Source organism: Fischerella sp. PCC 9605 (genome assembly GCF_000517105.1).
Lineage (GTDB): Bacteria > Cyanobacteriota > Cyanobacteriia > Cyanobacteriales > Nostocaceae > PCC9605.
The window spans coordinates 2,784,298-2,809,314 of the sequence record NZ_KI912148.1 but is presented as its reverse complement, the minus strand read 5'-3'; the positions used below and the strand labels follow the sequence as shown (position 1 = coordinate 2,809,314).

The window sequence follows — 25,017 nt, the reverse complement described above, 5'->3', positions numbered from 1 at the left end:
TATAGTCAATATATTGCCAGGAATTATACTATAGCGCTCCCAGATTAGAAAATCTATCTAAAGTGCGAATAAAAAAACACTTTAGATAGATTTATTATTTTATCTTTTAAATAAATCCTTTCAATTGAAAGATGTATGCAATTATGAAATAATTTTTCTGTAAATTTGACTTTTTGAAATTTACATTTCGCAACATCTGTTTGGATTAAGTGGCTATGGTAACAAATCCTCCATCTCAAACTTCAGAGACTCAATACAAAGTAGAAAACCCAACAGCAGAAGTAGAAGCAATTGTCAAAGCACCAACCTCAGATACAGATATTGATTTAGAATTTCTCTACACAAGAGACATAGAATTTCGCCAAGAAACGATTTATTTCATTGTCGTTGACCGTTTTTATGATGGTGATCCTGATAACAGTGTAGGTATAAATTCTGAACTTTACGATCCCAATCGAGAAGAATGGGGTAAGTATTGGGGTGGAGATTTACAAGGAATTATTGACAAGCTAGATTATCTCAAGAATATGGGGGTGACTGCTATTTGGCTAACCCCTTTATTTGAGCAAGTTGAGGAATTATTTATTGAAAGTGCTGCTATTCACGGCTACTGGACAAGAGATTTTAAGCGTTTAAATCCCCGCTACATAGCAGCTGATGATGACCCTTCTCTCAACAAAACTCAAGATCGGAAAAACACTGTTTTTGACCGCTTAATTGCAGAATTACATCAGCGTAATATGAAGCTGGTACTGGATATAGTCTGCAATCATAGCAGCCCTGATACTGGTGGTAGTAAGGGTGAATTGTATGATGATGGCGTCAAGATTGCTGACTTTAATGATGATAAAGACCATTGGTATCATCACTACGGTGAAGTTACAGACTGGGAAGATGATTGGCAGGTTCAAAACTGTGAACTCTCAGGTTTAGCTACTTTTAACGAAAACAATATTCAGTACCGTAATTACATCAAATCTGCAATTAAGCAGTGGTTAGATCGTGGCGTTGATGCACTGCGAGTTGATACAGTCAAGCACATGCCTATCTGGTTTTGGCAAGAGTTTACTGGCGAAATGTACAATCACAAACCAGATGTGTTTATTTTTGGTGAATGGATTTACAGCCATCCAGATAGCGATCGCGCTGTGGAATTTGCCAACTACTCTGGCATGACGATCCTAGATTTTGGCTTGTGCATGGCAATTCGGCAAGCTTTAGCAACGCACGATGATAAAGGATTTTATCTGATTCAGAACGTACTCGATTTGGACTATCGCTATAACGGTGCGACGGAACTGATTACGTTTATCGACAACCACGATATGCACCGTTTTCAAACTCTCAATCCCGATCCCGATACGCTGCGGTTGGCGGTGATTTTGTTGATGACAACTCGCGGTATTCCTTGCCTGTTTTATGGCACTGAACAATATCTGCATAATGATACCAATGGCGATAACAATATCTACGGTAATAACGATCCCTACAACCGCCCGATGATGGAGAAATGGGATACCGATACTCCTATCTATCGGGATGTGCGGAAACTTTCTGGGCTGCGTCGTCTCAACCCAGCCATATCAATGGGTAGCCAATGGCAGAAATATATTACACCAGATGTTTACTGCTACGTACGCCGCTACCGTGATTCACGTTGCTTTGTCGCCTTGAACAGAGGTGATGCAGTTACCTTAGAAGAGGTAGATACTGAGTTACCAGACAGAGAACATACCTGTTTGCTAACCGGACGCAAGTTTGAAGTCAAGGATGGCAAAATTTATAACCTAGAACTTGCTCCCAAAGAAGCGATCGCCATTAGTCACGTTGGTGAACGCGTCAAAGGGCAAACCATTGTCCGGGTACAACTCAATAGCGTATGCACCCAACCGGGAGAAACCATCGTCGTAATTGGCGACTGTCCCGAACTTGGGAATTGGGACATCAGCAAAGCATATCCCTTGGAATACATCAACTCCAATACTTGGTTTGCTGAGATTCCCTTTAATGAAAGTGCAGGCAAGCTGATCAGCTATAAATATGCCATGTGGCGGGAAGGAAGTTCTCCTTTGCGGGAAAATCTTGTCTCTCGGCGTTGGGTAATTGCCAGTGAGGGTACTGTTAAGTGGCGTGATACTTGGGCATCGGGACGGGAATCGTGAACTACCCACACTGACTTGGAGTACTTATCTATAACTCATAAATAATCTTACACAACAACAACAACGATTATTTATTGAGTCTTTTCTATTAAGCTGTATTAATTCCAAACATATCCTTTACACAACGTATATAATGATGATATGTTAATTCAGAAAGGTCAAATCCCAGATTCAAATCGCCCAATTTGGATTGTGCTGGATGATAACTATCTCCCTGTTGAGCCAATCCAAAAATACCTGCGGTACTTGGACAGTCTAGAGAAGTCGCCCAACACAATTAGAGTTTACGCTAATAACCTCAAGCTATTTTGGGAATTTTTACGGGACAAAAAGCTTGACTGGAAAGAAGTAAATCTTGAGCAGATGTCAGATTTTATTCACTGGCTGAGAAGTCCCGACCCAGGAGTAATATCCATGCATCCGCAGGTATCTAAGCGAGCAGAAAAAACAATTAATCATGCTCTTACGACTGTTTGTAGCTTTTATGAGTTTCAAGAGCATTTAGGAATAACTGAGGGTGTGGATGCTTACCGTTATCAATTACAACCAGGTCGTAAATACAAGTCATTTTTGCATCATATTAGTAAGGGAAAAGAAGTTAAAACTAGACTACTAAAAGTTAAAGAACCTAAGACATTCCCAGGATGCTTAATTTCCGAGCAAGTTAAGCAATTAGTTGATGCTTGTAATCGTATTAGGGATAAGTTTATTATCTGCTTGCTATATGAAACAGGCATGAGGATAGGTGAGTTATTAGGTCTAAGACATGAAGATATTCATTCACAGGGAGTCAACGAAATTCATGTAGTTCCCAGAGATGACAACGTAAATAATAGTCGAGCTAAATCAGGACTTGAGAGAGTAATTCACGTTTCAAAAGACCTAATGAAACTCTACTCAAATTATTTAATTGAAGAGTACCCAGTAGATATTGACTGCGACTATGTATTTGTCAATTGTTGGGATGGAGAGATTGGACAGCCAATGGGGTATAGCTCTATTAATGGATTATTCAAAAGGTTAGCTAAGAAAACAGGTATTAAAGCATCGCCGCATTTGCTCAGACATACTCACGCCACTGAACTAATAAGGGCTGGATGGGATATGGCACATATTCAAAAGCGCTTAGGTCATACCAGTGTTCAAACTACAATTAACACTTATGTTCATCTGACAGATGATGACTTACAGCAAGAATATCAAAAATATTTGAATAGTAAAAAAGTAGAAAATGAAAACTAAAAAATATTTAAAAAAACCATTAATGAATAGCGGATTACCGCAACTTCAACTGATAAAAACAAAGCCGGATGATGTCATTAGCAGTGAAATTACTTGTCCTTCCTGTGGAAGTGGTGATTACCACAAAGCTGGTACAAATCGTTGCGGCAAACAGAGGTATCGTTGTAAGGGCTGTCATCGTAGGTTTGTTGAAAATCCTGCAAATGCAATTGGTGAGTCTGATGATGTGTTGAGTGCAACAAAATTAGGCTTAAGAGTTAACACTTATCAGAGGTCAGGAGAAAAATTAAATTTTTCTAAAATTAAACAAGTCTGGTTTAAAGAATTAGCCATAAAGTATATTCGATACAAAGCAGGAAATAGAGAGCTTGGAACTTTAAGAGCTTGCCTCACTGCGTTTAGGTCTTTTTCAGAGTTCTTGTTCAAAACTAATTATGCTCAAGGTATAAATGATATAAATCGCTCTGTAATTATTGATTATCTTGAATTCCTTAATCGTAAAAAATTATCTCCACAAACTAAAAACGAAAGATTAACTAAATTGGCTGGTTTTTTTGAGGCTGGAGTAGTTAATGACTGGTTTGATGTTCCACCTCATTTAATTCGCAAAGAAGATTATCAAAAGGAAATAAAGCCACTTCCTCGTTACATTCCAGAGGAAGTAATGCATCAACTAAACCAACACATAGATGAATTGCCAGCACCGATTATGCGGATGGTGTTAGTCATACAGGAGTGCGGATTGCGAATAGGCGAACTGTGCCAACTTCCGTTTAACTGTCTAAAACAGGATGCTAAAGGAGGGTGGTTTATTCAATTTATGCGGTGGAAGATGAAAAAAGAAACTACTCTTCCTATTTCTATAGAACTATCAACGGTTATCCAAGAACAACAGCAATATATACGGGACAACTTAGGAGAATATCAGTATCTTTTTTGTGGTCGTGCTGGTGGCAATAACAAAAGCTTTTCTTCAGAGCCTAAGATCATGAGTGTACCTTCTTTTGTAGGTTGTCTTAAAAAACTGTCTGAAGAGTTTGACATAAGGGATAACTCAGGCATTCGCTGGAATTTTCAAACACATCAATTCCGCCATACAGTAGGTACTCGCATGATTAATAATGGAGTACCACAACATATTATTCAGAGATACTTGGGGCATGATTCACCTCAAATGACTTCGGTTTATGCTCATATTCATGATGCAACTTTAAGGAAAGAGATAGATAAATATCTAGGCACTAAAATAGTCAACATTAATGGTGAGGTTATCGAGTCTTTAACTTCAGAATTAGACAATGACACTAGCTTGCAGTGGATGAAGAAAAAGGTTTTAGCTGAAACTCTGTCAAATGGATACTGTGGATTACCCGCACAACTTACCTGTAGTAAGGGTAATGCTTGTCTAACCTGTAGTGATTTTCGCACAACAATTGAATTTTTAGACCAGCATAAAGAACATCTAGAGCGTACCAAAAAGGTACTTGAAGTAGCCGAAGCTAATGGTTGGCAACGTCAAATTCAAGTTAACGAAGATGTCAAAAAAAGTTTAGGAAATATCATCAATACTCTGGAGGAAAATAAGAATGAGTAATGATGTTAAGATAGCTGCACTGAAATCTGCTGCGGAGCAAAAAAACAACAGGCAGCAGAGAATCTGGAGAAAGCAATTCATAAATTAACTCAAGAAAATCGACCTATTACTTTTGCTAACGTCGCAAGAGAAGCTGGGCTGTCTGTAAGTTATCTCTACAAATACCCTGAGATTAGGGAACGCATTGAGAGTTTAAGAAAGCAACAATTAAAAGCAGGTAAGCCAACTGAAACACAAAAGGCATCTGATAATTCTAAATCTGTGATTATTTACCAACTTCGAGATAGAATAAAACAACTCGAAGCTGAAATAACAGGACTACGTAGAGTCAATGAAGGTATTGCTGGTAGACTTTACCATCTTCAAGGTGCAGATGATTTAGCAGAAAGATTGAAAATTGAAAACGCACAACTAAAATCTGAAAATACAGAGTTGAAGCGACAGTTAGAAGAAGCTCGTCTTTCTCATGTAAATTCACCTGTTACTTTACCTGAAAATTCAAAGGTTACATCCTTAGATAAGAAAAGGACTNGACGTTCAGAAGTCAGTGATAAAATCAAACAACAACTGGATTTACTCGGAATTAAATTAAATGCTACATTAACAAAAACTATTAAGTCAGCATCAGAAGAAACTGTTTTAAATGCAATAGAAGCTTTTAAAGAGGCAATGGCTGGTAGCAACATTGAAAAACCAGGTGCATGGCTTAAAAAAGCTATAGAAGAGGGTTGGATTCCTAATGAAGAAATTGGACAACAATCTGAACTGGATGTTTTTAAGGAATGGTATACATTAGCCTACAACAAGAAGTTAGTTCTTGCCAGCCAAAACACCAAAGACGGTATCATCGTTTACACGCAAGATGAACAGTGGATACCTTTCCAAGAGATGTTAGTAAAGTATCCACTGTCAACGTTGTAGAAAAAATTCACAACGTCAAATGCTTATATAGTAAACGTTGTGTACATTGTGGTTTAGATAAGAGTACCGAATGAGCGTGGGGGCGTAGAAATTGCCCTAATTGACCCGTCTTAGTACTCTAGGTGCTACGTTTTTTGAGTCACGACACCTACAAATGCGACGCCAGTTTGTAGCTCTGTCATCTAACGTTAAATAACCATTTGGGAGGTAGTGCGTTAGGTGTAACCTATATTCCGCCCTTTCCACTGGCACAGTCAGAATTAACTGCCGTTTTCAACAAAGCAGGTAGTACTGCCGACAGGTCGAGCCGCCAAAAAATTGCAGGATACGACGGCGATCGGCCGTCAGATTCACAATCTGCTTGACCCGATTCAGGACAACATAGTGAACCGCCATAAAACATTGAAAGATCCAACGTAAAGTTGGACGTTGGGTGGGCTTACGCAGTTGATTGGGAAGGGTTTGGTTTGCCTGCTGCAAGGCTTGACGCAGTTGCCGTTGACCCAGGTTGTACACGAGCAAGCATAAGCCCATAATCATGCCCAGTGCCATAATGCGCTCTGGGGATTTGAGGAAAACACTGGAGGCAAAAAACAACGGGTCTTTGAGAAACCGAAACCCTCGCTCATTGCCTTGCTGCCCCTTGTATTCTTCCAATGCCTGTTGTTCACTCAATGACTCAGATTCCAATTCATTGGTTGCTAGAATAAAGCGCCCTGCCCGCTGCTGGTGCGTTTTCACAACCGTCAAGTTGAGTTTTAACAATGCTTGGGGGTGGTAAGTAACGCCAGTTGCAGCAGTGCCTCGTTTTGGCTTACCCGGCTTCTGATAGTGTAACTTTTGCTTGACACCCATTCCATCGAGTTGGTGCCATGGTAAATCCTTCTCAAATTGTTTAAGGGCTGCGAAAGCATCGGCTTCACAGGCAAATTCTTGAGTACACAGTTGTCTCAATTGAGATGTCCAATGCGTTGTTGCGTTCGCCAATGTCTTCTCTAACTGATTGAGGTCAGATTGTTTTCGCTCCTGGCTTTCCACAACAAACCATCGTTGTTGTACGCCGCCATAGTCGCAGCACACACAAGCCATCCGATAACCCTCCAGTTCACTCGGTTGCAAAGCAGACTCTGGCAACTGCTTGACTAACTCCGATGCCATATTGAGCGTCAACGGCACCCGCGTTAACCAGCGCAACCCTGACAATTGTTGGAGATTTTCCTGGCTGTAAAGTGCAGAATCTGCCACATACAACCCCTCAAAGTGCCACTGGGTCTTAAACGCTTGCAGCAGAGCAGCAAACCGATTTTTATCAGACTGATTGCCATCCGCTAACTCGATGAAGGCACGAATGTCTCCGTCTGCCCAACACACCAGGTTCATCACAAACTGTTTCAAATCTGGACGATGGTCACGCGAATACCCATAGTGATGCGAATCGCAACCGGAGCAGCACTCCCAACCACTGCTGACTCCAAATACTTTCCCTCAACGGCAAACTAACTGGAATCGAGATGGGTGCTGTTGCACTCCACTCCAAACTTTCGCACAGCCAGCGAGCAAATGCTTATAAACAATGCGCTTAACCCACTCAGATACAACGCATCCAGCACCCGTGCTAGTCGGTCGTCATTCAGATGCTCTGCCAGAACGCCTTCTCCCAGCAAATGTTCCGTTGCTTTGCCGACAAAGAATTGCTCAAACAGCTACAAAGGCGCTGATCCCAGCCCTAATCCATTCAAAATCATAGCTTTTACCACCAACCCTGGGCTAATGCCTTCTCGCGCATCTTCACCCAGATGTTGATTGACTTGCTCAACGATCTCCAACTAGTCTACCAGTCCGGCAACGATTCCCAGATGCTCCAGGTTCTGCACAATCAACTCGCTGTTAATACTGCACCCCCTTTACTCCTAGCCTTTAGAAAATTATGCCGCTAAATTCCCAGTGTGAAACTTCAAAGGGCGGAATGTGGGGTGTAACAAGCTCTTAAAACATAGCCTCACGGCGAACTTTACCCGCAAGGAGGGACTTTATGTCCAAAGTGTTTATTATTGATTCGGAAAAACGACCATTAGATCCAATCCATCCAGCGCAAGCGAGGCAGTTATTACGAAACAAAAAAGCCGCTGTTTTTAGAAGATTTCCATTTACTTTAATCCTAAAAGAATCACGCCCAGACGCACCAGTTCAATCACTGCGATTAAAAATTGACTCTGGTGCAAAATATACAGGAATTGCATTGGTTAACGATTCTAGAGGTGAAGTTGTCTTCGCTGCTGAGTTAAAGCATAGAGGTTTTGCAATCCGGGATGCTTTAACTTCTAGAAGACAACTTCGTAGAAGCAGAAGAAACCGCAAAACCAGATATCGTCAACCACGTTTTTTAAACAGAACACGTCCACAAGGATGGCTAGCACCAAGCTTGCAAAGTCGAGTTGATAATATCAAAACTAGGGTTGAGAAGTTATGTCGATTTGCACCAATTGAAGCAATTAGCCAAGAACTAGTACGCTTTGATATGCAGTTATGCGTAACCCTGACATTCAAGGCAAGGAATATCAGCAAGGCACTTTGGCGGGTTACGAGACTAGAGAATACTTGCTCGAAAAGTGGAATAGACAGTGCGCTTACTGCGAAATTAGGCGTTGCATAATAGAGGGATGAATTGAGGTGATCTACTGTGCAATGTCCATAGTGTGGGTCTAGGGAAATTCGTAAGAACGGAAAGCGTAGAGGTAAGCTGCGGGCAAATTTGTATCAAATGCGACCGCCAGTTGCTCGACCTGTACGATCCGCCGAAAGGATATTCAGAAGAGATCAAAAAAGAATGCGTAAAAATGTACCTCAACGGTATGGGTTTTCGCGCGATTGAACGAGTCAAAGGTGTGCATCATACTACCATCATTTATTGGATTAAAGTGCCAAAAAAGGGAATAAAGATATCAGAGATTTTCTCAAAAAAGACCCATCAAGGTTAGAGAAAATTCTTAAACAGGCTAAAAGACCTTTGGCGGATGCAGCAGCAGTCAACACAACTAGATTCGCTTTACTTGAGGTTTTGAAATCGACAGATTTAGCAGTAGAAACAGGTTCCGGGGGATTAACTAAGTTCAATCGTAGCCAACAAAATTTAGAAAAATATCACTGGTTAGATGCTGCTTGCGTTGGGAAGTCAACACCAATTCTTAATATCAAAGGTGTTAAACCTTTGTTGATTACAGCTAATGGTCACGGCACACGCCAATCCTGCCGTACTGATAAGTATGGATTTCCTAATCGCCATTGTTCAAGAACAAAATTTCACTTTGGTTTTCAAACAGGAGATATTGTTAAAGCGATTGTTACTTCTGGTAAAAAAGTAGGCGAATATGTTGGAAGAATTGCAACTCGTGCAAGTGGTAGTTTCAATATTTCAACTAAAAATGGATTAGTCCAAGGAATTAGTCACAAAACTTGTAAACATATTCATAAAAAGGATGGTTATTCCTATGCTCAGTAAGAGATTAGGAATTACTCCCACCACCAACACTTCGTGTATGGTGGGGGTCTCCTGGAGGTTTTTTGATGAAAGGGAAAAGGGACTCTTAACAGGGAACAGGGCTTCATCAAAACCAGGTAAAATCCGAAAGCTCTTGGTTTGAAGCTAAACCCAACTTGCCATCTTCAACATTAACAATCCGATCTGCCAAATCAAGTATCCGATTATCATGAGTAACCATGAGAACAGCACTGTTCTGTTCTTTGGCTAAACGATGCATTAAGGCTACTACATTGCGTCCTGCTGTCTTATCAAGAGCTGCTGTAGGTTCGTCGGCGAGTACCAACTTGGGTTGAGTTACCAAAGCACTAGCTATCGTTACTCTTTGTCGCTGTCCCCCAGAAAGATTTTTCGGATAAGCATCAAGTTTATCTCTCAGTCCAATAGCCTCCAGTATAGCTGCTGTTTTAGCACGAGCTTCTTTTGAGGAAAAGTCCGGTTGCAGTTCCAATGACATCTGAATATTCTGTTGGACTGTTAAGAAATCTAATAAATTACTTGATTGGGTAATATAACCAAAATTACGACGCATTTGTACTAATTGCTCTCTGGTAGCACCATTGAGTTCCTGCCCTAAAATCTTTAGACTTCCTTGTTGAACAGAACGTAGACAACCAATTAAACTGAGCAATGTGCTTTTTCCCGAACCTGAAGGGCCAGTCAAAATCACGAACTCTTTGGCTTTAACTTCTAGATTAATGTCACATAAAACTTGCTTTTTGAGACTGTTTTCTCCAAAAAAGTAATTGAGATTTTGAATGAAAACAACTGTTGAGATAGACACGGGTGAGGAATTAAAAATTGGTATTAAGAATTGTTCAAAACAGGTCGGCTGGATTAGCATCTCTCAGCTTATTCATAGTAATAGCACCGGATGTAAAGCACATAATAACTGTTAGTAACAGTACTAACAATGCTCGGATAAATGTCATATTCATGGGCAAAGCTGTGGCATCTTTGACAATTTGATATAATCCCAAAGAGACAATTAGCCCAGGAATATAACCTAATACTGCTAAAATCAGTGCTTCTTGAAACAAAACGTTTAAAAAATAATGATGTTTATAGCCTCTGGCTTTGAGAAGAGCGTAGTCTGGTAAATGATCTGAGACTTCGCCATAGAGAATTTGGTAGACAATAATCACCCCGACAAGAAAACCAACAAAGACTCCCATACTAAATACAAATCCAATAGGCGCGCTGGTAGCCCAATAATGTTTTTCATAGTCAATAAATTCTTGCCGTGTCATCACCTGAACGCTAGCGGGAACTAGAGTGCTGATTTTTTTAGCGATCGCTTGTTTATTAACACCAGGTTTAAGATTTACCAACCCGATAGTAATGTTGTTTGCAGAATGTTCGGGAAACAAATAATTAAAAGTCATACTGCTGGTAATCAAATTACCATCATCGGCAAAGGAAGCACCAGCAAAATTAACTAAGCCGCTAATCCAAACTTGGCGATCGCCTACTTCTGCTGCAATTGGTTTTCCTGATTTTATATCCTCTAAGATACTGCCATATTCTTTTAAATCAGAGTTGCGATCGAATACAACAACACCCCTAGCCTTTAACAAATGAGCAACTCGATCGAAATTGGCAATTTCAAAAGGGCTATTTTCTGGATTAATACCCAGAATAATAATTCCTTTTCCTCCACTGACATTGCCATACTTAAAAGAATTCTGTCCGTGATACACGTAGTTAACAGAGTCAACTTCGCTGAAATTGAGCGTGCGATACAAATATTGCCGAGGAAAATCTCTGGTGTTAGCCAAAGTCTTCATTTGAGAGTTAATTAAAATCAAATCTGCCTTGAGACGAGTATGTAGTGCTGTTTGGCTCTCATAGAGAGAATCTAAAAATGCCAATTGCATAAAAATTAGAATTGCGGCAAAAGCAATACCTAAAATCGCTACAACAAGGCGTAGCTTATAGCGAGTGAGTTGCAGCCAGGCTAAAGGGACTCTTCCCAAGAAAAACATGTATAATTTTAAACTTAAAATTTATTATATTGATTTGTAATTACTCAGCTATATCTAGTCTGCAATGATTAAGCGATGGTTGGCCAACAGTATCTTCCTCAGAAGAATTATTAAAAATGTTACTTGGCTGTTAGGAGGACGAGTAATAACTGGATTGACCAGTTTAGTTTATTTAAGTACAGTTACCCATCAACTTGGTGTTACAGGTTTCGGCACGCTAGTTCTCATCCAAACCTACATTCAAATAGTTGTAGATTTAACCACCTTTCAATCTTCTCAGGCAGTGATTCGTTACGGTGCTATTTGTCTGGAACAGAAAAATAAGGTTGCTTTGCAACAGCTTTTGAAGTTTACTACCCTACTCGATCTGGTTGGGGTGTTAGTTGGTTTAGCGATCGCAGTTATCATTGCCCCCTATCTAGGTTCCTATATAGGATGGAATCAGACGCTCATTACTCAAGTGCAGTGGTGTAGCTTGATTATTCTTTTTACCACCACAGCCACACCTAAAGGTTTATTACAGCTTTACAATCGCTTTGATTGGTTAGCCTTCCAAATTACTATTCCTACCATGATTTCCATGTTAGGAGCGATGGTAGCTGCCATCCTTAATGCTCCCCTGTGGGGGTATCTTGTAGTTTGGTTCATTGCTCAGGCATCTGGAGGGTTACTATTGTTTTTAGTTGGTTGGCGAGAAGCTTGGAAACGAGGTTTGCTCAAGAATATAAATTGGTCTTTAATGAACTTGAGCCAATCCCATCCTGGCTTGTTGAAGTTTTGCATTGTGTCTAACCTCGATTCTTCTCTGCCAATGGTGATGAGACAAGCCAGTCCCTTAGTAGTGGGAATTTTCGCTACTCCCTCAGCCGCAGGACTGTTCCAGGTAAGCTATGAGTTGTCTACTCCGCTTAAGGATATAGCTCAGATTTTGACTCAATCTATCTATCCAGAATTGGCACGGTTAGAAAGTCAGGAAAAATGGCGCTTGTTCGCAATCTTACTGCTGAAATCGACGGCGATCGCCATCAGTATTGGAGTGATAATTTTTATTATTAGCGTTTGCTTAGGTCAGATCGTTCTGAAGTTTGCCTTTGGCGAGACATTTATTTCAGCTTATGGAAGCTTAGTACTGTTAGTGGTAGCAGAAATCTTCACAATGGGAAATTGTGCCTTAGAACCCGCCTTTTATGCAATCGGCAAGCCCAGTTTTCCCTTGCGAGTAAATGCGATCGCCATTTTGGGAGTTTATTTGCCGTTGTTACTAGTTTTAACTAAATTTTTTGGGATTGTAGGTACAGGAATTGCCACCTTATCGTCCACAGCTTTAATATTAATTTTCAATAGTCTGCTAATCTGGCCTCAACTGCGTCGTAGGTAGTACCATCAGCCCTTTCAAGGTAGATAGAAAAAGAACCATTATCTCAGTTAAGAAGCTATATTTCCTCTTTGTGTCTTTGTGTCTTTGTGGTGAAAAAATAATTTTTGAAACACCAAGACACTAAGACACCAAGAAATTTTTATTTTCCAGATTTACACCACCAAAGGGCTGGTAGTACCATCAAGGTAGATAGTGTTTTTAACGCAAAGGTACGCAGAGGCTTCGTTCAAATTTTCGCTATGACCTTATGCAATTGTGTATTAAGTTAATGCCCGGTTATTCAAATGTTTATTGCTCTTTCGTTGCTTGCCTTTTTCCGGCTGTTAACCACTGATAAAATCACCACCAGCGAATCTGCAAATATCCTTGCTGTTCTGTCTTCAACTCAGCCTCAGTCCGCCAATCTACAGGTTTATGGGTTCTAAAGACTCGATCCCACCAGTCAACACCAATACTAAAGTTATGATGCCACTGGTTGTATTGGTGATGAACATAGTGAACTGGCATCGCTATCCAGAAACAGAGTTTGGGGTTCTCATGTTGGAGTTGATGAGCATAAGCCGCAAATATCGTGTAGCCTAAGCATCCTATTACCCAACTAATTTTAATGTACCAGTTTGCCCCAGCTAGTTGAAGAAGCAGAAATGTTAACAACAGCAGAGGCAAACCTCCAACAATATAATCTCGAAATTCTGGCACTACTCCCTGTCCTGTTCCATCTTGATGGTGATCGACATGAAATCGGCAAGTTTTGGGGAATATGTGCATCAAGCGATGACCCCAGTACTCAACCAGGCTGGTGAACAGCAATGTTGCTATAAAAGAAACTGTGATATGTGCAACATTTATCAACATAGATTAAGAGTATACGGTGTAGGGAAAATGAGGGTAATAAGGAAGCCAAAATGCTCACTGCTTCCTGCCTTCTTGCACTAAGATGCATTATCATTAGTTTGACCAGTACTTAGTATAAAATTTACGTCAAGTGTTATCTATTTCGTTGAAATCTCTAATTGAACTCCTTAGCGATCGCGCTCAAAGACAACCCCACGATCGGGCTTTCACTTTTCTCAAAGATGGGGAAATTGAGTCTGGTTGTCTGACATATCAAAATCTCGACGGGCAGGCTCGTGCTATTGCTGCTAGTCTTCAGTCTGTTACTTCTGTTGGTGATCGCGTCTTATTGGTTTATCCCTTCAATGCTTGTTTGGAGTTTATTGCTGCTCTGTTTGGCTGCTTCTACGCGGGGGTAATTGCTATACCCACAAGACCGCCGCAAAATCCGGAAGAATGGGCAGATTTTAGGTTTCGTATCCAAGAGTGCCAAGTGGATGTTGCTCTGACTTCTGCGGCAATGATAGATAAGTTACAGGGTTCATGGCAGGCTCAATTTCCCGACGGCAAAAACTTGTCTTGGATAGCTACGGATCGAGTTTTGGTGGCTAATGCCGCAAACTGGCAGGAGCAAAAAATTGAACGTGATGCGATCGCCTATTTTCAGTACACCTCTGGCTCAACGGGAACTCCGAAAGCAGTGGTGATTACCCACGGTAATGTGTTACAAAACTGCGCCAATTTTCAGCAAACTTTTCCTACTCTGGACTTTTGCGGGGTTGGTTGGTTGCCTTTAACTCATGATATGGGATTGGTGGCTGGTGTGATGCAAACGATTTATGCTGGAGCTTTTGCAGCTTTCATGTCACCAATAGCTGTGTTTCAAAATCCCTCTCGTTGGCTCAAGGCGGTTTCGACCTACAAGGCAACAATCAGTGGCGGGCCTAATTTTGCTTATGATATTTGCGTGCAGAGAGTTAAACCAGAAGAAATCACCGACCTTGATTTAAGTAATTGGCAAATTGCGGGGAATGGGGCTGAACCAGTGCGATCTGAAACTCTGGAACGCTTTACAGAAATATTTGCACCTTATGGCTTTCGACGAGAAGCATTTTATCTATCCTATGGCATGGCGGAAGCAACTTTGGTGATTTCTGGAGGTGCAGTCAATAAAACATCAACCATTCAGTTTGTAGATGAGCAAGCTTTACAACAAAATCGTGTGGTGATGGTAGCAAAAGATCAACCAGGGGCGCGGGCGGTGACTAGTTGCGGTCATGCTTGGCCGGGAAATCGGGTGATTATTGTCAATCCCCAGACTCTAACTCCTTGTTTGTCTGATGGTGTAGGGGAAATTTGGGTGCAAGGTCTGGGAGTGAGTAGCAGTTATTGGCATCGACCTGAAGAAACTGGGCGAACTTTCCAGGGTTACTTAGCAGATAGTGGTGAAGGCCCCTTTTTAAGAACTGGGGATTTAGGTTTTATTCACAATCATGAACTGTTTATTACTGGTCGCCTCAAAGACATGATGATTTTTTGGGGACGCAATTTCTATCCGCAAATTCTGGAACAGACTTCAGAAAAGAGCCATCCAGCTTTATCAGCTAATGCTAGTGCAGCTTTTTCTGTAGATGTGGAGGGAGAGGAAAGATTGATAATTGTGCAAGAAGTGAATCGTCACACTCTCCGCAAGTTAAATTCTGAGCAGCTAGCAGAGATAATCGCAACGATTCGCCAAGCTATGATTATGCAGCATTTGGTGGAAGTTTATGCGATCGCTCTCATCAAACCTAGCACCCTCCCCAAAACCACAAGCGGTAAAGTCCAACGTCGTCGCTGTCGAGATTTGTTTTTAGCGGGTAAATTAGCATTGGTTGAACAATGGTTTTGTCCAGTTTCTGAGCGATTAGATCCTGCTGATTTGACTGGTTTACCTGGCATGGAGGAAACCTAATTCCATGTCTGATGCAAAAATTAAAATTTTGATTGTCTATGAGCGATCGGGAATGGGTCATGAAGTAATGGCTAATATCCTGGCTGAGCAGATTTTACAGGGCGATCGCGTTGAGACTCTCAGATATACCATCACGGAATTACTGCAAGACCCATTGAGTGAATTTTTGACTAAAACATGGGTTAGCGCCTGGAATTTTTTCATGCGCTATAACTGGATCAAGCTGGCGGATGGATTAATAAATTATCTGATGCGCTTGATTTTATTGCCCATCGGCGAAGTCAGTTCAGTTGCAGCCATGCATCAGACTTTAGATAAGATTGCGCCAGATATTCTTATTTGTACCGCCGATAGTGCTGGAAAATGCTTAGGTAGTTGGGCTAAAGAAAAACAAATTCCCTTTTTTCTCGTAATTACAGATTTGTCTGTTTTTATAGATTTAGTTTCGACCGATGCCATCCATATTTGTTATTTTCCAGAAACCGTCAATGCTATACAAAGTTTTTCGTTTAAACTCACTTATTGGTCTGATGAGTTAACCCGTTCTAGCAAAATATCTGAGCAGATTCGATTTATTGGTAAATATTTTTATGATTTTGTACTTTGCTATTCGCAAAATCGAATTTATCGAAATATAAATCAAGATTACCAACCCCAAAATCAAGCTCGCTGTCAGGTAATTGGCCCTCTGCGTGAAGCAAAGCACTTTACCACCAGAGAGCAAAAAAAACTCCGCGATCGCTTTGAATTACCTCCAGCAGATTCCTGTATTCTCATTATTAGTGGTAGTTTTGGCGGTAACTTTTGTACAAAACACCTAAAATGTTTACAAGATTTTTCTCTGAATTCCTTAGTAATAATTGTAGCTTGCGGTCGAGATGAAAATCTGCGTGTGAAGATTGAGCAAATGGCTGAACAAAACCAAAATTATCAAGTGCGAACGCTTGGTTTTGTAGATAATCTCCATGAATGGATGTCTGCTGTAGATGTGATTTTGGCTCGTCCCTCAGCAGGTGTTTTATTGGAAGCTTTGCTTGCTCAGACGCCGTTACTGCTTCCCCGACAAGCAGCAGCTAATGACCGGGGAGCTATTAATTTTTTAGAAAAATATCAATTGGGTGAATGTTTTCAAAATCAGCAGGATTTAAAGCTGAAATTAAAGCGATTGCTAGAGGAAAAAGAACTTTACCAAAACCGAATCGCAACACTGCTCAAAACCTATCCAGCTACTTTTGCAGAACAACGCGCCAATCTGTCCAAAATTATCTTGTCAACTCCCCATTCTTTTAACTAAAAAGCACTCAAAATAGGTCGATCAATACGTTTGAGTATTAGCCTATATTCCTATGTCGTAATGAGATGCAATTGCTTCTTAGGAGGCGCTATAACCTTTCATTACTGGAGTTTAGACCTGGAGTTTAGACTAACCCTGTAATAATGCTCTGTAAAATATCAGGTATTTCAAATATAGCCCGGTTTTGAATCGCTGTAATATTCGCTTTATAGCGCAACCAATTTTCAGGTTTTAAGAGTTCTTCAATAGCTGGAACAATTTGCTTGAAACTTTTAATTGCCATACCAACTTGATTTTCTAAAATCCAGTCAGCATTATATTTTTCATTAATCAGTGTTGAATAATTACGATCTACAATTACAGGTAAATTCATGACGATCGCTTCACTCATACTGATAGAACCTGGTTTACCGATCAAAAAATCAGCCAGATTCATAAAATATGGTACGTCTTCGGTAAAACCTTGGATATGCTGCTTTAACTGAGTTGGACGTTCTTGTAATGCTTGTGCCAGTTTTTTATTAGTACCACAGAGAAAAATTACCTGCACTCTGTCACTGATACGCTCTAAATCGCGGGCTATGTCTAGCATAGTTGCACAGCCTTTAGCCCCAAATGAGACGATCGCTGTGATTCTATCTGGATCTAATCCTAAACGCTGTCTTTCGATAGGGCGATCGCAGCCAATTGGTTGATAAAATCGGGGATGAGCAATTAATCCTGAAGTATGTATAATATACTCCTCTAATACACCTAAAGCACGGGCTTGGTTTGTTGCTCGTTCTGTACCACAGATAAAATAACTCTTGGTTTCAGGTTCGATCCAGAAATGGGGAGGACTATCTGCAAAATCAGTTAAAATTGTTACCATCGGTGTGCCTGGTTTAACTCGTTGCAGACTTTCCCAAATGACTCGATTGTGCAGAGGTACTAAAGAAATTACTAAATCAATAGATGTTTGCTGTCGCCAATGCTGTTCTCCCACTTTCACTGCTTGCGGATATAACAAGCTAATCAAAAACTTGTCGAGAAACATACTCACCGGATGAAACCATGTCCAATCCATACTGAGCATATCGTTATACATTTCATTGGCATTTACCCCAAACAGCTTTTTGTAGGGATCTAACAAGTCCGTTAATTGACTAATATCTGTTACTGTAATTTGCCAAGGTCGTTTTTGCTGCTCGGCGATCGCATTTAAAGCTTTTAAGGTGGCGTAATGTCCCCCACCTGCATTGAGAGTAAAAATATGTAGTGAAAAGGTTGTCTTTGAACTCATACAAACTTTTTAAAATTCTTTCAATTTACGCGATTCCCTGACAATGCAATCAAAATGCCATTGCAGTAGGGGAGCAAAAAAACTGTGTAGCCGCATCAAAAGAGACATTTCTAATCCTGGTGTAATTGCAAATGCTTTGCGGGTGATTCCTTGTAAAATCTCAATTGCCACTTTCTCTGCGGTCATCATTTGGGCTGATTGTGTAATCAGTTTGGTTTCGGGTGGCTTAGTTTGATTTTCGGCTGCTAATTGGGGTGTATCAGTATCCGGTGGGTAAACAATGGAAATGTCTAAACCTGCGGTTTTGAGTTCACCCCGTAATGACTCAGCTAATCCCCGCACAGCAAATTTACTAGGGCTATATGGTGTATAACCATACAAACCAATTAGGCCGGCTCCTGAAGAAATTATGACAATGTGACCTTTTTGTTGTTGAAACATGGCGGGTAAAGCAGCTTTGATACAGTAAAGAGTGCCAAAGTAATTGATCGCCATTGTTTCCTCAAAGATGGCGACTTCTAGCTCTGTAAAATATCCTGGATGGGCAATACCAGCAGAGGTAATTAATAAGTCTGGTGAACCTAACTCAGCTATGGCTGTGGCGATCGCTCTTTCTACTTGTTCCCATTGAGACACATCTGCACAGATGGCTAAGATTTGCTGTTCGGGGTAGGTTTTTAAGGTTTCGAGTTCTGCTTTGGTAGAGTTGAGCTTGGTTTGGTTGCGAGCAATAATGCAGACATTAGCACCAGATTTAATCAGCAGAGTGGCGATCGCTTTACCAATACCACTAGAACCACCTGTAATCATTGCATGTTTATACATCTTTATTTATGGTTTTTAAGAATTCCCTTTCATTTGGCATTTGCCAGAGTGGCGATGGTTTGATTAATCTGTGCTTCTGTATGCAAACAACTGATAAAAAAGCGCAGACGTGCAGCATCATTGGCTACAGCAGGATAAATCATTGGTTGGACGTTAATTCCGGCTTGGAAGAGAGTATGAGATAGCTGGATACAAGTAAGAGAATTTCCCACAACAATAGGAATAATGGGAGAATTCTGACTTGTAGCTGTGTTCCAACCCTGTGCTTGAGCTAGTTGCAAAAATTGCTGCGATCGCTGTTGTAAAGTTTTAACTCGTCCCGGTTCTGATTTAAGTAAACGCAGAGATGCTAAAGCAGCAGCAGTGTTGGCTGGGGATAATCCTACGCTGTAAACAAAGCCAGGAACAGTATATTTCAAATAATTTACTAAAGCTTTTGACCCAGCAACATATCCTCCACAACTGGCGAAAGCTTTACTCAATGTCCCCATCCACAGATCCACATGATTTCGCTCTACATCGAAAAACTCACCAATACCCCGTCCATGTTGACCTAATACACCAATGGAATGGGCTTCGTCTACCATTAGTAAGGTTTTGTGCCGTTGCTTCAACTCAATAAACCGAGGTAAGTCCGGGATATCCCCATCCATACTGTAAATGCCTTCAATGACAATGAGTACTCGCCGATACTGTTGGCGTTGGTCTTGTAGCATCCGATCCAAAGCTTGCCAATCGTTATGGGGAAAAGGCACGGTTTTAGCACCGGATAAAGCACAACCCTGCAAAATGCTATTGTGACTGAAGGCATCGTAAAAGATTAAATCTTGGGAATTAAACAGATGACCGATCGTAGTAACATTGGTCGCATGACCACTTACATACACAATGCAGTCTTCTACGCCAATAAAATCTGCTAGTTCTTGTTCTAGTTCTTGATGTAGGAAACGTTCACCTGATGCCAACCGACTAGCACAAACTGATGTACCATAGCGATCGATCGCTTCTTTGGCTGCTGCGGAAACTATCGGCTCTCCTGATAACCCCAGATAGTTGTAGGTTGAATAGTTAATCAGTGTACGTCCTTGAATTTGAGTACAATCCCTAGTTATGGATTCCTGCACTTGAAAATAAGGATTGGGAATTTCTAGAGTTTGAATCTGGGTTAATCGTTGCTGGAGTTGGGTGTATTCTGGAAAGCATTCAAGTTGATAATATTCGGGGGGAATTTGAGCCAGAGGCTGACCATGCTGATGAGCAAGTTCTTTCGCCAGATATTGTGCTAAGTTGGCGATTGCTCCCAATGATTGTAGTGCAGAAATATTGAGCAAATATCCTGACCAGCTTTCCAGGTCTTGGATAAATTTGGCAGCTGTCAGGGAATCTAAACCATAAGCTTCAAAAGATTCATTCTGGTCAACAGATTGGATAGGAATATGTAATTTTGCTGCTAACCATTGGCATATCCAGTTTTGGATTGACTCTACAGAATACTCTTGAGGATGTGCTGCTATTCGAGAAATATCTATTAATTCTGAAGCTACTAACGGTAAATTACCCGCTAAGAAAGCTTCACGACAGGCGAGACGCTGGACTTTACCACTGGAGGTTTTAGGGAGAGTTCCTGGTTTAAGTAACAAGACTTGATAAACTTGCAGGTCATGTTCTCTTAACACTGCTCGTCTAATGGCTTTTGCTACTTCCTCAACCTGGAGATACCGCAGATAAGTCCGCTTCACCTCACAGGCGACGATGAGGTAATTATCCCCATCTATTTCCACAGAAAAAGCTGCAATGCTATGAAAATTCAGTGCTGGGTGGCTGGTTTCTACAGTTTGTTCAATATCTTGAGGATAATGATTTCGGCCCCGGATAATCAATATATCCTTAATGCGTCCGGTGACAAATAACCCTGCTTCATCTTCCCAAAACCCTAGATCCCCAGTTCGCAAAAACGGCCCCTCTTTTGTATCTGCCAAATAGGCGCAAAATGTTTGCTTTGTCAGTTCTTCTTGATGCCAATATCCTTGTGCTACACTCCCACCTGTTACCCAAATTTCTCCTATTTGACCTGGTGCACATCGGGTTAAGGAAACAGGATTAACGATCGCCACAGTTTGACCAAGACAAGGATGACCGCAACTAACGATTTTGCGGGGGATTTGAGTCTCTGTAGTGCAACTAATTACCTGATTTTCCTCTAAAGCTTTGGCATCGCAAACCTTAATTACAGGCGATTTGGACTTAGTTGCACCTGTGACTAACAGAGTTGTTTCTGCCATACCATAGGAGGGACGGAAAGTGCTGGGACGAAATCCATAGGGAGCAAATGTGTTGATAAAAGAGGCGATCGTTACTGCTCGTACAGGTTCAGACCCATTTATGGCAATTTCCCAACTACTAAGGTCAAGATTGGTTAATTCCTCTGGTTTAAATTTTTGTATGCAAAGATCGTAGGCGAAATTGGGGCTTACTGTTACCGTGACTTTGTAGGTAGAAATTACCCTCAACCAACGGATCGGGTCTTGCAGGAATGACATCGGTGACATTAATATTACCGGAAATCCCACTAGTAGGGGTTGGAGCGTTCCTCCCACTAATCCCATGTCATGGTAAAGTGGTAGCCAGTTTAACACTATACCTTCAGCACTCTCTTGATAGCTATGTTGGATAGCATGACAATTATGAGCTAAATTATTGTGGGAAACTATTACTCCTTTGGGAGTACCTGTGGAACCAGAGGTATACTGTAAGAATGCGGTGGTATGGGGTTCTATTGTTACAGGTGTAAAGTCATCAGCCTTAGTAGCTATCCGATCGGTCAAAACCCATTGCAACTGTTTGAATGCATATTCCTCCACTCCCTGTCGTTCAATGAGTTGGCAAAGATCGGTGGTGGTTAATAACAAAGTAGCTTGGGCATCCCGGACAATTGCCTGCAATCTAGATAGTTTCTGGTTGCGTTTGGGTGGATAAGCAGGAACAGCGATAATTCCGGCATAGAGACAAGCGAAAAAGCTGACAACAAACTCCAATCCTGATGGGTAAAGTAGTAAAGCTCGATCGCCTGGTGCAGAGATGGATTGGAGATAGGCGGCGATCGCCTGTACTTGATGTTCTAACTCTTGGTAAGTCAAACAGCTAGTGTGTATTTCTCCATCTTCCAGAAATACGTAAGCTTTGCGGTGTGGCTGGTGTTTTGCTCTTTGGTGTAAGAACTCTACAAGGGTTTTTCCTTGACCAAGAAAATCAGATTTTATTGGAGAGATTATCATTATGACGGCTATTTGAATAATAGGTGTAAAGTATAGTGATTCATCTGTCGGCTCTGAAGATGCACATTTTAGAATCCTGATACAGCAAGGATTTTAGGACTCCCGAAAAATGTGCTTCTTTCCTGAGTTGCTAGTGGCATTCGCCGCTAGTGGTCGGCTCATATCTAGCTTGAAAATAGGGATTGGGGATCGGCGATTGGGGATTGGGGAAGAGATTTTCATCCTTATGCTGTGCGCCCCGGTGCATGGGAGTCTTGCACCTAAGCGGCTAAACCCGCAAAAAGTAAATAAAGAGCATAAAATATCACATTAGTTGAATAATAGAGATTAAGCAAAGTTAAGTGATTAATTAAACTAAGGATATAGTAATATTACATATTTAGCTGCAAAAACGACAAGATGCTGGGATGATGCTTTGAGCATCATCCGTAAGGGCGAGCGCCAATATGAAAATGTTGTTTTGCTTTTGCTTAAAACATGAGAGAAAGAGCGTTAAACAAGAAGATGAGCTAGCAGGACAAATGTTTGATGACTCAGACTTGCACTTGGGAATATAGATGTTAAAACCATAACTACGCGCAAGAGGAATCATCTGTTGGAGATGGAGTAAAAATTAAGACATAATAAGTTGTGGAAAGATGGATTAAAGAGCAGTATGTGCCGCTTCCAGTCAGGGGTGGTAGTGGTTGGATAGGATAAATAAGCCCAATGCGCCAGGACAAAGGCAATCTCCGACAGGTGCATTCTTGAAGTGCTGCGACGTTCTCCAGTCATTGATGGTAGCTGCGGTACTTTTTGCTACATGCTTTCCCATGATGAACAGAAATCATCTACGTCACAAAAAATCTGAGTTACATCGAGGGTTTGAGTTTGCCTGTTCTAATCATCTCATCAAGCCTAGCTTGATATTCGACGTATGATTCATTTATAAGGGACATTTCTTTGAAATTATTGTTGGGGAATAAAAGCGATCGTCCTATACGCTATCATCCAGCCGCGCTCTCATTTCCCGGTCATACTCAGTATCACACTGGGAACACTTCCCAGTAAACCTAAAATCAAATGTTTAAATCGCGAAGTGCCAGACGAATTTGCTCGACTCGCCTGCGATTTACTCCGAGATCCGACTCTCCAATGCGAGATGCTGAGCGCAGATGAATTACTGACTCATTGGGAGGGAAATAAAACTCCACATCATCAACAAACTTGAAGATGCGGCTTTTACTCGTAGCATGAATGTAATTATCTGTCTGTTCTATAACCTCTGTACGAGGAACAACGCCGAGAACTTTTAGTAAGGTTTCTCTAGCTGCATTACGGTCTACATGATAAGCAATCGGGTCAATGGCGTGTTTTGGGTCAGCATTCTGACTCACAACACAGTTATTTGAAGCTGGACAAGAACTAAGATGACCATTATCAACTCCTAAGCCAGAAGCGACAGCCCAAGTTGCGGCAGGAAGTATTGTCAGGGTTAGCAATATTGCAAGAGCGATCGCTGTTAGCAGACGGGATATCATAAATTTATTCCTCAAGGTTTGAATAGCACTTCCCTTATTTTCGGTCATTTCGGTTGCGTGCTGCTTCGCCCTACACACTGTCATCCATCCATCTGCACTCGGGGCAGTCGTAGTCAACCCAATCATATCTCGTGCCAACCCAGTTTCGGGATCGGTAAAATCAAATTCTGGAGAAGATTTGCGCTAGCCTCGTCGACTGGAGCGAGATGAAACGCTAATGCTAGTGTGAAAAGTGTAAGCCTAATTAAAAATCCTTTTGCTATTAGTCACTTAAATTCTTTAGTCAAAAGATGAAAAAACTATTTACACTTTTTAGTGAAGAACGTAACCAACTCCAGACAGAGATAGAGAAAGCAACTAGTGTTGAGCAGGTAGTGAAATTGGTTCAAAACCAACTCGATAATCTGGAAAGAATTTACATTAGCGAGCTAAATGTAGCTCAAATACGTCTGGCTTCCTTTTTTCTAGATACGCTGCGGCAATCCATCGCTACTCTTGCTGCGGCTCATCAAACTCAAGTTACTCTCCCAGAACAAAAGCAAATTACCAACCCAGCTACAAATTTTTCTCCCAACAAGTTAATCCTGAAACTCCTAAAGGGACTTATCTATGTAGGTCTTTTAGGTTGGTTGTTTTCTTTAACAGATACAACCCTCGGTGCTTGGATGGCGATCTTGCTAACCTCTCTGCTTCTAGGATTAGAAGTTGTGCTGCAACTCGAAAAAGACAACCAGCAAAACAATTCAACTTCTGTTGAGCTATTAAAATTACCTCAACCCATGTTGCGGGTTGATAGTAAAGTCCTTTTGGATAACCTGGGTGATGCTCTTAATACCATCGACCAAGCAGTCGCTAGAGTTGAAACAGGCAACAAATCTTTTGATGACATTAGTATAGAAGAACTGCCAGAACTGTTGAATTTTCTCCAAAGGCTAATAGGCGCATCATTTCTTGATAAACCCCAAATGACGATTGAACTGGCGAAACTTCTGCCCCAGATTTTAATGCAGCAAGGAATTCGCGCTCAAACATATCGGCCGAAAGATGCTCATAGCGATCGCGAATATTTTGACTTCGAGCCAAGTATCGATCCTGACACCAAAGATTACGTGACTATAACTCCCGCTTTGTTAAAGGGCGATTGCTTGCTGAGACGTGGCCGGGTAATTGAACCAGCGTATTCCGAAGCTAAAGAATAATCAACACTAAGAAA

Annotated in this window: 15 protein-coding genes and 4 pseudogenes; 11 read left to right on the top strand and 8 right to left on the bottom strand. The window is 41.1% G+C overall.

Annotation, left to right across the window (positions count from 1 at the left end; genetic code table 11):
* Positions 1-215: 215 nt before the first annotated feature.
* From FIS9605_RS0114610 to FIS9605_RS37105, 4 genes are all read left to right on the top strand, one after another.
* Positions 216-2,162: an alpha-amylase family glycosyl hydrolase gene (locus FIS9605_RS0114610; protein ID WP_026733252.1), complete on the top strand. Its 1,947-nt coding sequence runs from the start codon at positions 216-218 to the stop codon at positions 2,160-2,162.
* Positions 2,163-2,303: 141 nt separating this feature from the next.
* The gene (locus FIS9605_RS0114605) at positions 2,304-3,404 is read left to right on the top strand and encodes a tyrosine-type recombinase/integrase (RefSeq protein ID WP_026733251.1); all 1,101 of its coding nucleotides are present in this window, start codon (positions 2,304-2,306) and stop codon (positions 3,402-3,404) included.
* Positions 3,394-4,998: a tyrosine-type recombinase/integrase gene (locus tag FIS9605_RS37110; protein ID WP_051469999.1), complete on the top strand. Its 1,605-nt coding sequence runs from the start codon at positions 3,394-3,396 to the stop codon at positions 4,996-4,998. Before FIS9605_RS0114605 ends, FIS9605_RS37110 begins: the two co-directional genes overlap by 11 nt.
* Before the next feature lie 24 nt (positions 4,999-5,022).
* On the top strand, positions 5,023-5,919 hold the full coding sequence (locus tag FIS9605_RS37105) for a DUF6262 family protein (protein ID WP_331280957.1): 897 nt from the start codon (positions 5,023-5,025) through the stop codon (positions 5,917-5,919).
* Between the two features lie 273 nt (positions 5,920-6,192).
* Here the strand turns inward: FIS9605_RS37105 and FIS9605_RS37100 are convergent.
* A pseudogene (locus FIS9605_RS37100) lies at positions 6,193-7,811 on the bottom strand (IS1634 family transposase).
* A 140-nt stretch (positions 7,812-7,951) separates the two neighbouring features.
* Between FIS9605_RS37100 and iscB the strand changes: the two are divergent.
* From iscB to FIS9605_RS37085, 3 pseudogenes are all read left to right on the top strand, one after another.
* Positions 7,952-8,557, top strand: a pseudogene (gene iscB, locus FIS9605_RS37095) (RNA-guided endonuclease IscB); the annotation flags it as partial.
* Positions 8,558-8,629: 72 nt separating this feature from the next.
* A pseudogene (locus FIS9605_RS37090) lies at positions 8,630-8,870 on the top strand (IS1 family transposase); the annotation flags it as partial.
* Positions 8,837-9,418: pseudogene (locus tag FIS9605_RS37085) on the top strand (RNA-guided endonuclease IscB); the annotation flags it as partial. The pseudogenes FIS9605_RS37090 and FIS9605_RS37085, both read left to right, overlap by 34 nt.
* 106 nt (positions 9,419-9,524) lie before the next feature.
* On the opposite strand, the gene FIS9605_RS0114575 reads toward FIS9605_RS37085, so the two are convergent.
* Positions 9,525-10,235, bottom strand: coding sequence for an ATP-binding cassette domain-containing protein (locus tag FIS9605_RS0114575; protein ID WP_231510364.1), 711 nt, complete (start codon positions 10,233-10,235; stop codon positions 9,525-9,527).
* Positions 10,236-10,275: 40 nt separating this feature from the next.
* A complete protein-coding gene (devC, locus tag FIS9605_RS0114570; RefSeq protein ID WP_026733249.1) occupies positions 10,276-11,442 on the bottom strand; it encodes an ABC transporter permease DevC in 1,167 nt (388 codons plus the stop codon).
* 64 nt (positions 11,443-11,506) lie between these two features.
* On the opposite strand from devC, the gene FIS9605_RS0114565 reads away from it, so the two are divergent.
* Positions 11,507-12,820: a lipopolysaccharide biosynthesis protein gene (locus FIS9605_RS0114565; protein WP_231510335.1), complete on the top strand. Its 1,314-nt coding sequence runs from the start codon at positions 11,507-11,509 to the stop codon at positions 12,818-12,820.
* Positions 12,821-13,159: 339 nt separating this feature from the next.
* Here FIS9605_RS0114565 and FIS9605_RS0114560 read toward each other — a convergent pair whose 3' ends face one another.
* Positions 13,160-13,675, bottom strand: coding sequence for a sterol desaturase family protein (locus tag FIS9605_RS0114560; protein ID WP_026733247.1), 516 nt, complete (start codon positions 13,673-13,675; stop codon positions 13,160-13,162).
* A 145-nt stretch (positions 13,676-13,820) separates the two neighbouring features.
* Here FIS9605_RS0114560 and FIS9605_RS0114555 point away from each other — a divergent pair, with 145 nt between their 5' ends.
* Positions 13,821-15,608: a fatty acyl-AMP ligase gene (locus FIS9605_RS0114555; RefSeq protein WP_231510334.1), complete on the top strand. Its 1,788-nt coding sequence runs from the start codon at positions 13,821-13,823 to the stop codon at positions 15,606-15,608.
* A 4-nt stretch (positions 15,609-15,612) separates the two neighbouring features.
* Entirely contained in the window at positions 15,613-16,902 is a 1,290-nt protein-coding gene (locus FIS9605_RS0114550) for a glycosyltransferase (RefSeq protein WP_026733245.1), read from the top strand.
* A 124-nt stretch (positions 16,903-17,026) separates the two neighbouring features.
* On the opposite strand, the gene FIS9605_RS0114545 is transcribed toward FIS9605_RS0114550, so the two are convergent.
* From FIS9605_RS0114545 to FIS9605_RS0114525, 4 genes are all read right to left on the bottom strand, one after another.
* Positions 17,027-18,184 carry a glycosyltransferase gene (locus tag FIS9605_RS0114545; protein WP_026733244.1) on the bottom strand — a complete coding sequence of 386 codons (1,158 nt, stop codon included), beginning with the start codon at positions 18,182-18,184 and terminating at the stop codon, positions 17,027-17,029.
* A 9-nt stretch (positions 18,185-18,193) separates the two neighbouring features.
* Complete coding sequence (locus FIS9605_RS0114540; RefSeq protein ID WP_026733243.1) at positions 18,194-19,009, bottom strand: SDR family oxidoreductase; 816 nt, start codon at positions 19,007-19,009, stop codon at positions 18,194-18,196.
* A 29-nt stretch (positions 19,010-19,038) separates the two neighbouring features.
* Entirely contained in the window at positions 19,039-22,284 is a 3,246-nt protein-coding gene (locus FIS9605_RS37080; RefSeq protein ID WP_231510333.1) for an aminotransferase class I/II-fold pyridoxal phosphate-dependent enzyme, read from the bottom strand.
* 1,058 nt (positions 22,285-23,342) lie between these two features.
* Positions 23,343-23,804 carry a DUF1499 domain-containing protein gene (locus FIS9605_RS0114525; protein ID WP_035139809.1) on the bottom strand — a complete coding sequence of 154 codons (462 nt, stop codon included), beginning with the start codon at positions 23,802-23,804 and terminating at the stop codon, positions 23,343-23,345.
* Positions 23,805-24,094: 290 nt separating this feature from the next.
* Between FIS9605_RS0114525 and FIS9605_RS0114520 the strand changes: the two genes are divergently transcribed.
* Complete coding sequence (locus FIS9605_RS0114520) at positions 24,095-25,003, top strand: hypothetical protein (protein ID WP_026733240.1); 909 nt, start codon at positions 24,095-24,097, stop codon at positions 25,001-25,003.
* The last annotated feature ends 14 nt before the right edge of the window (positions 25,004-25,017 follow it).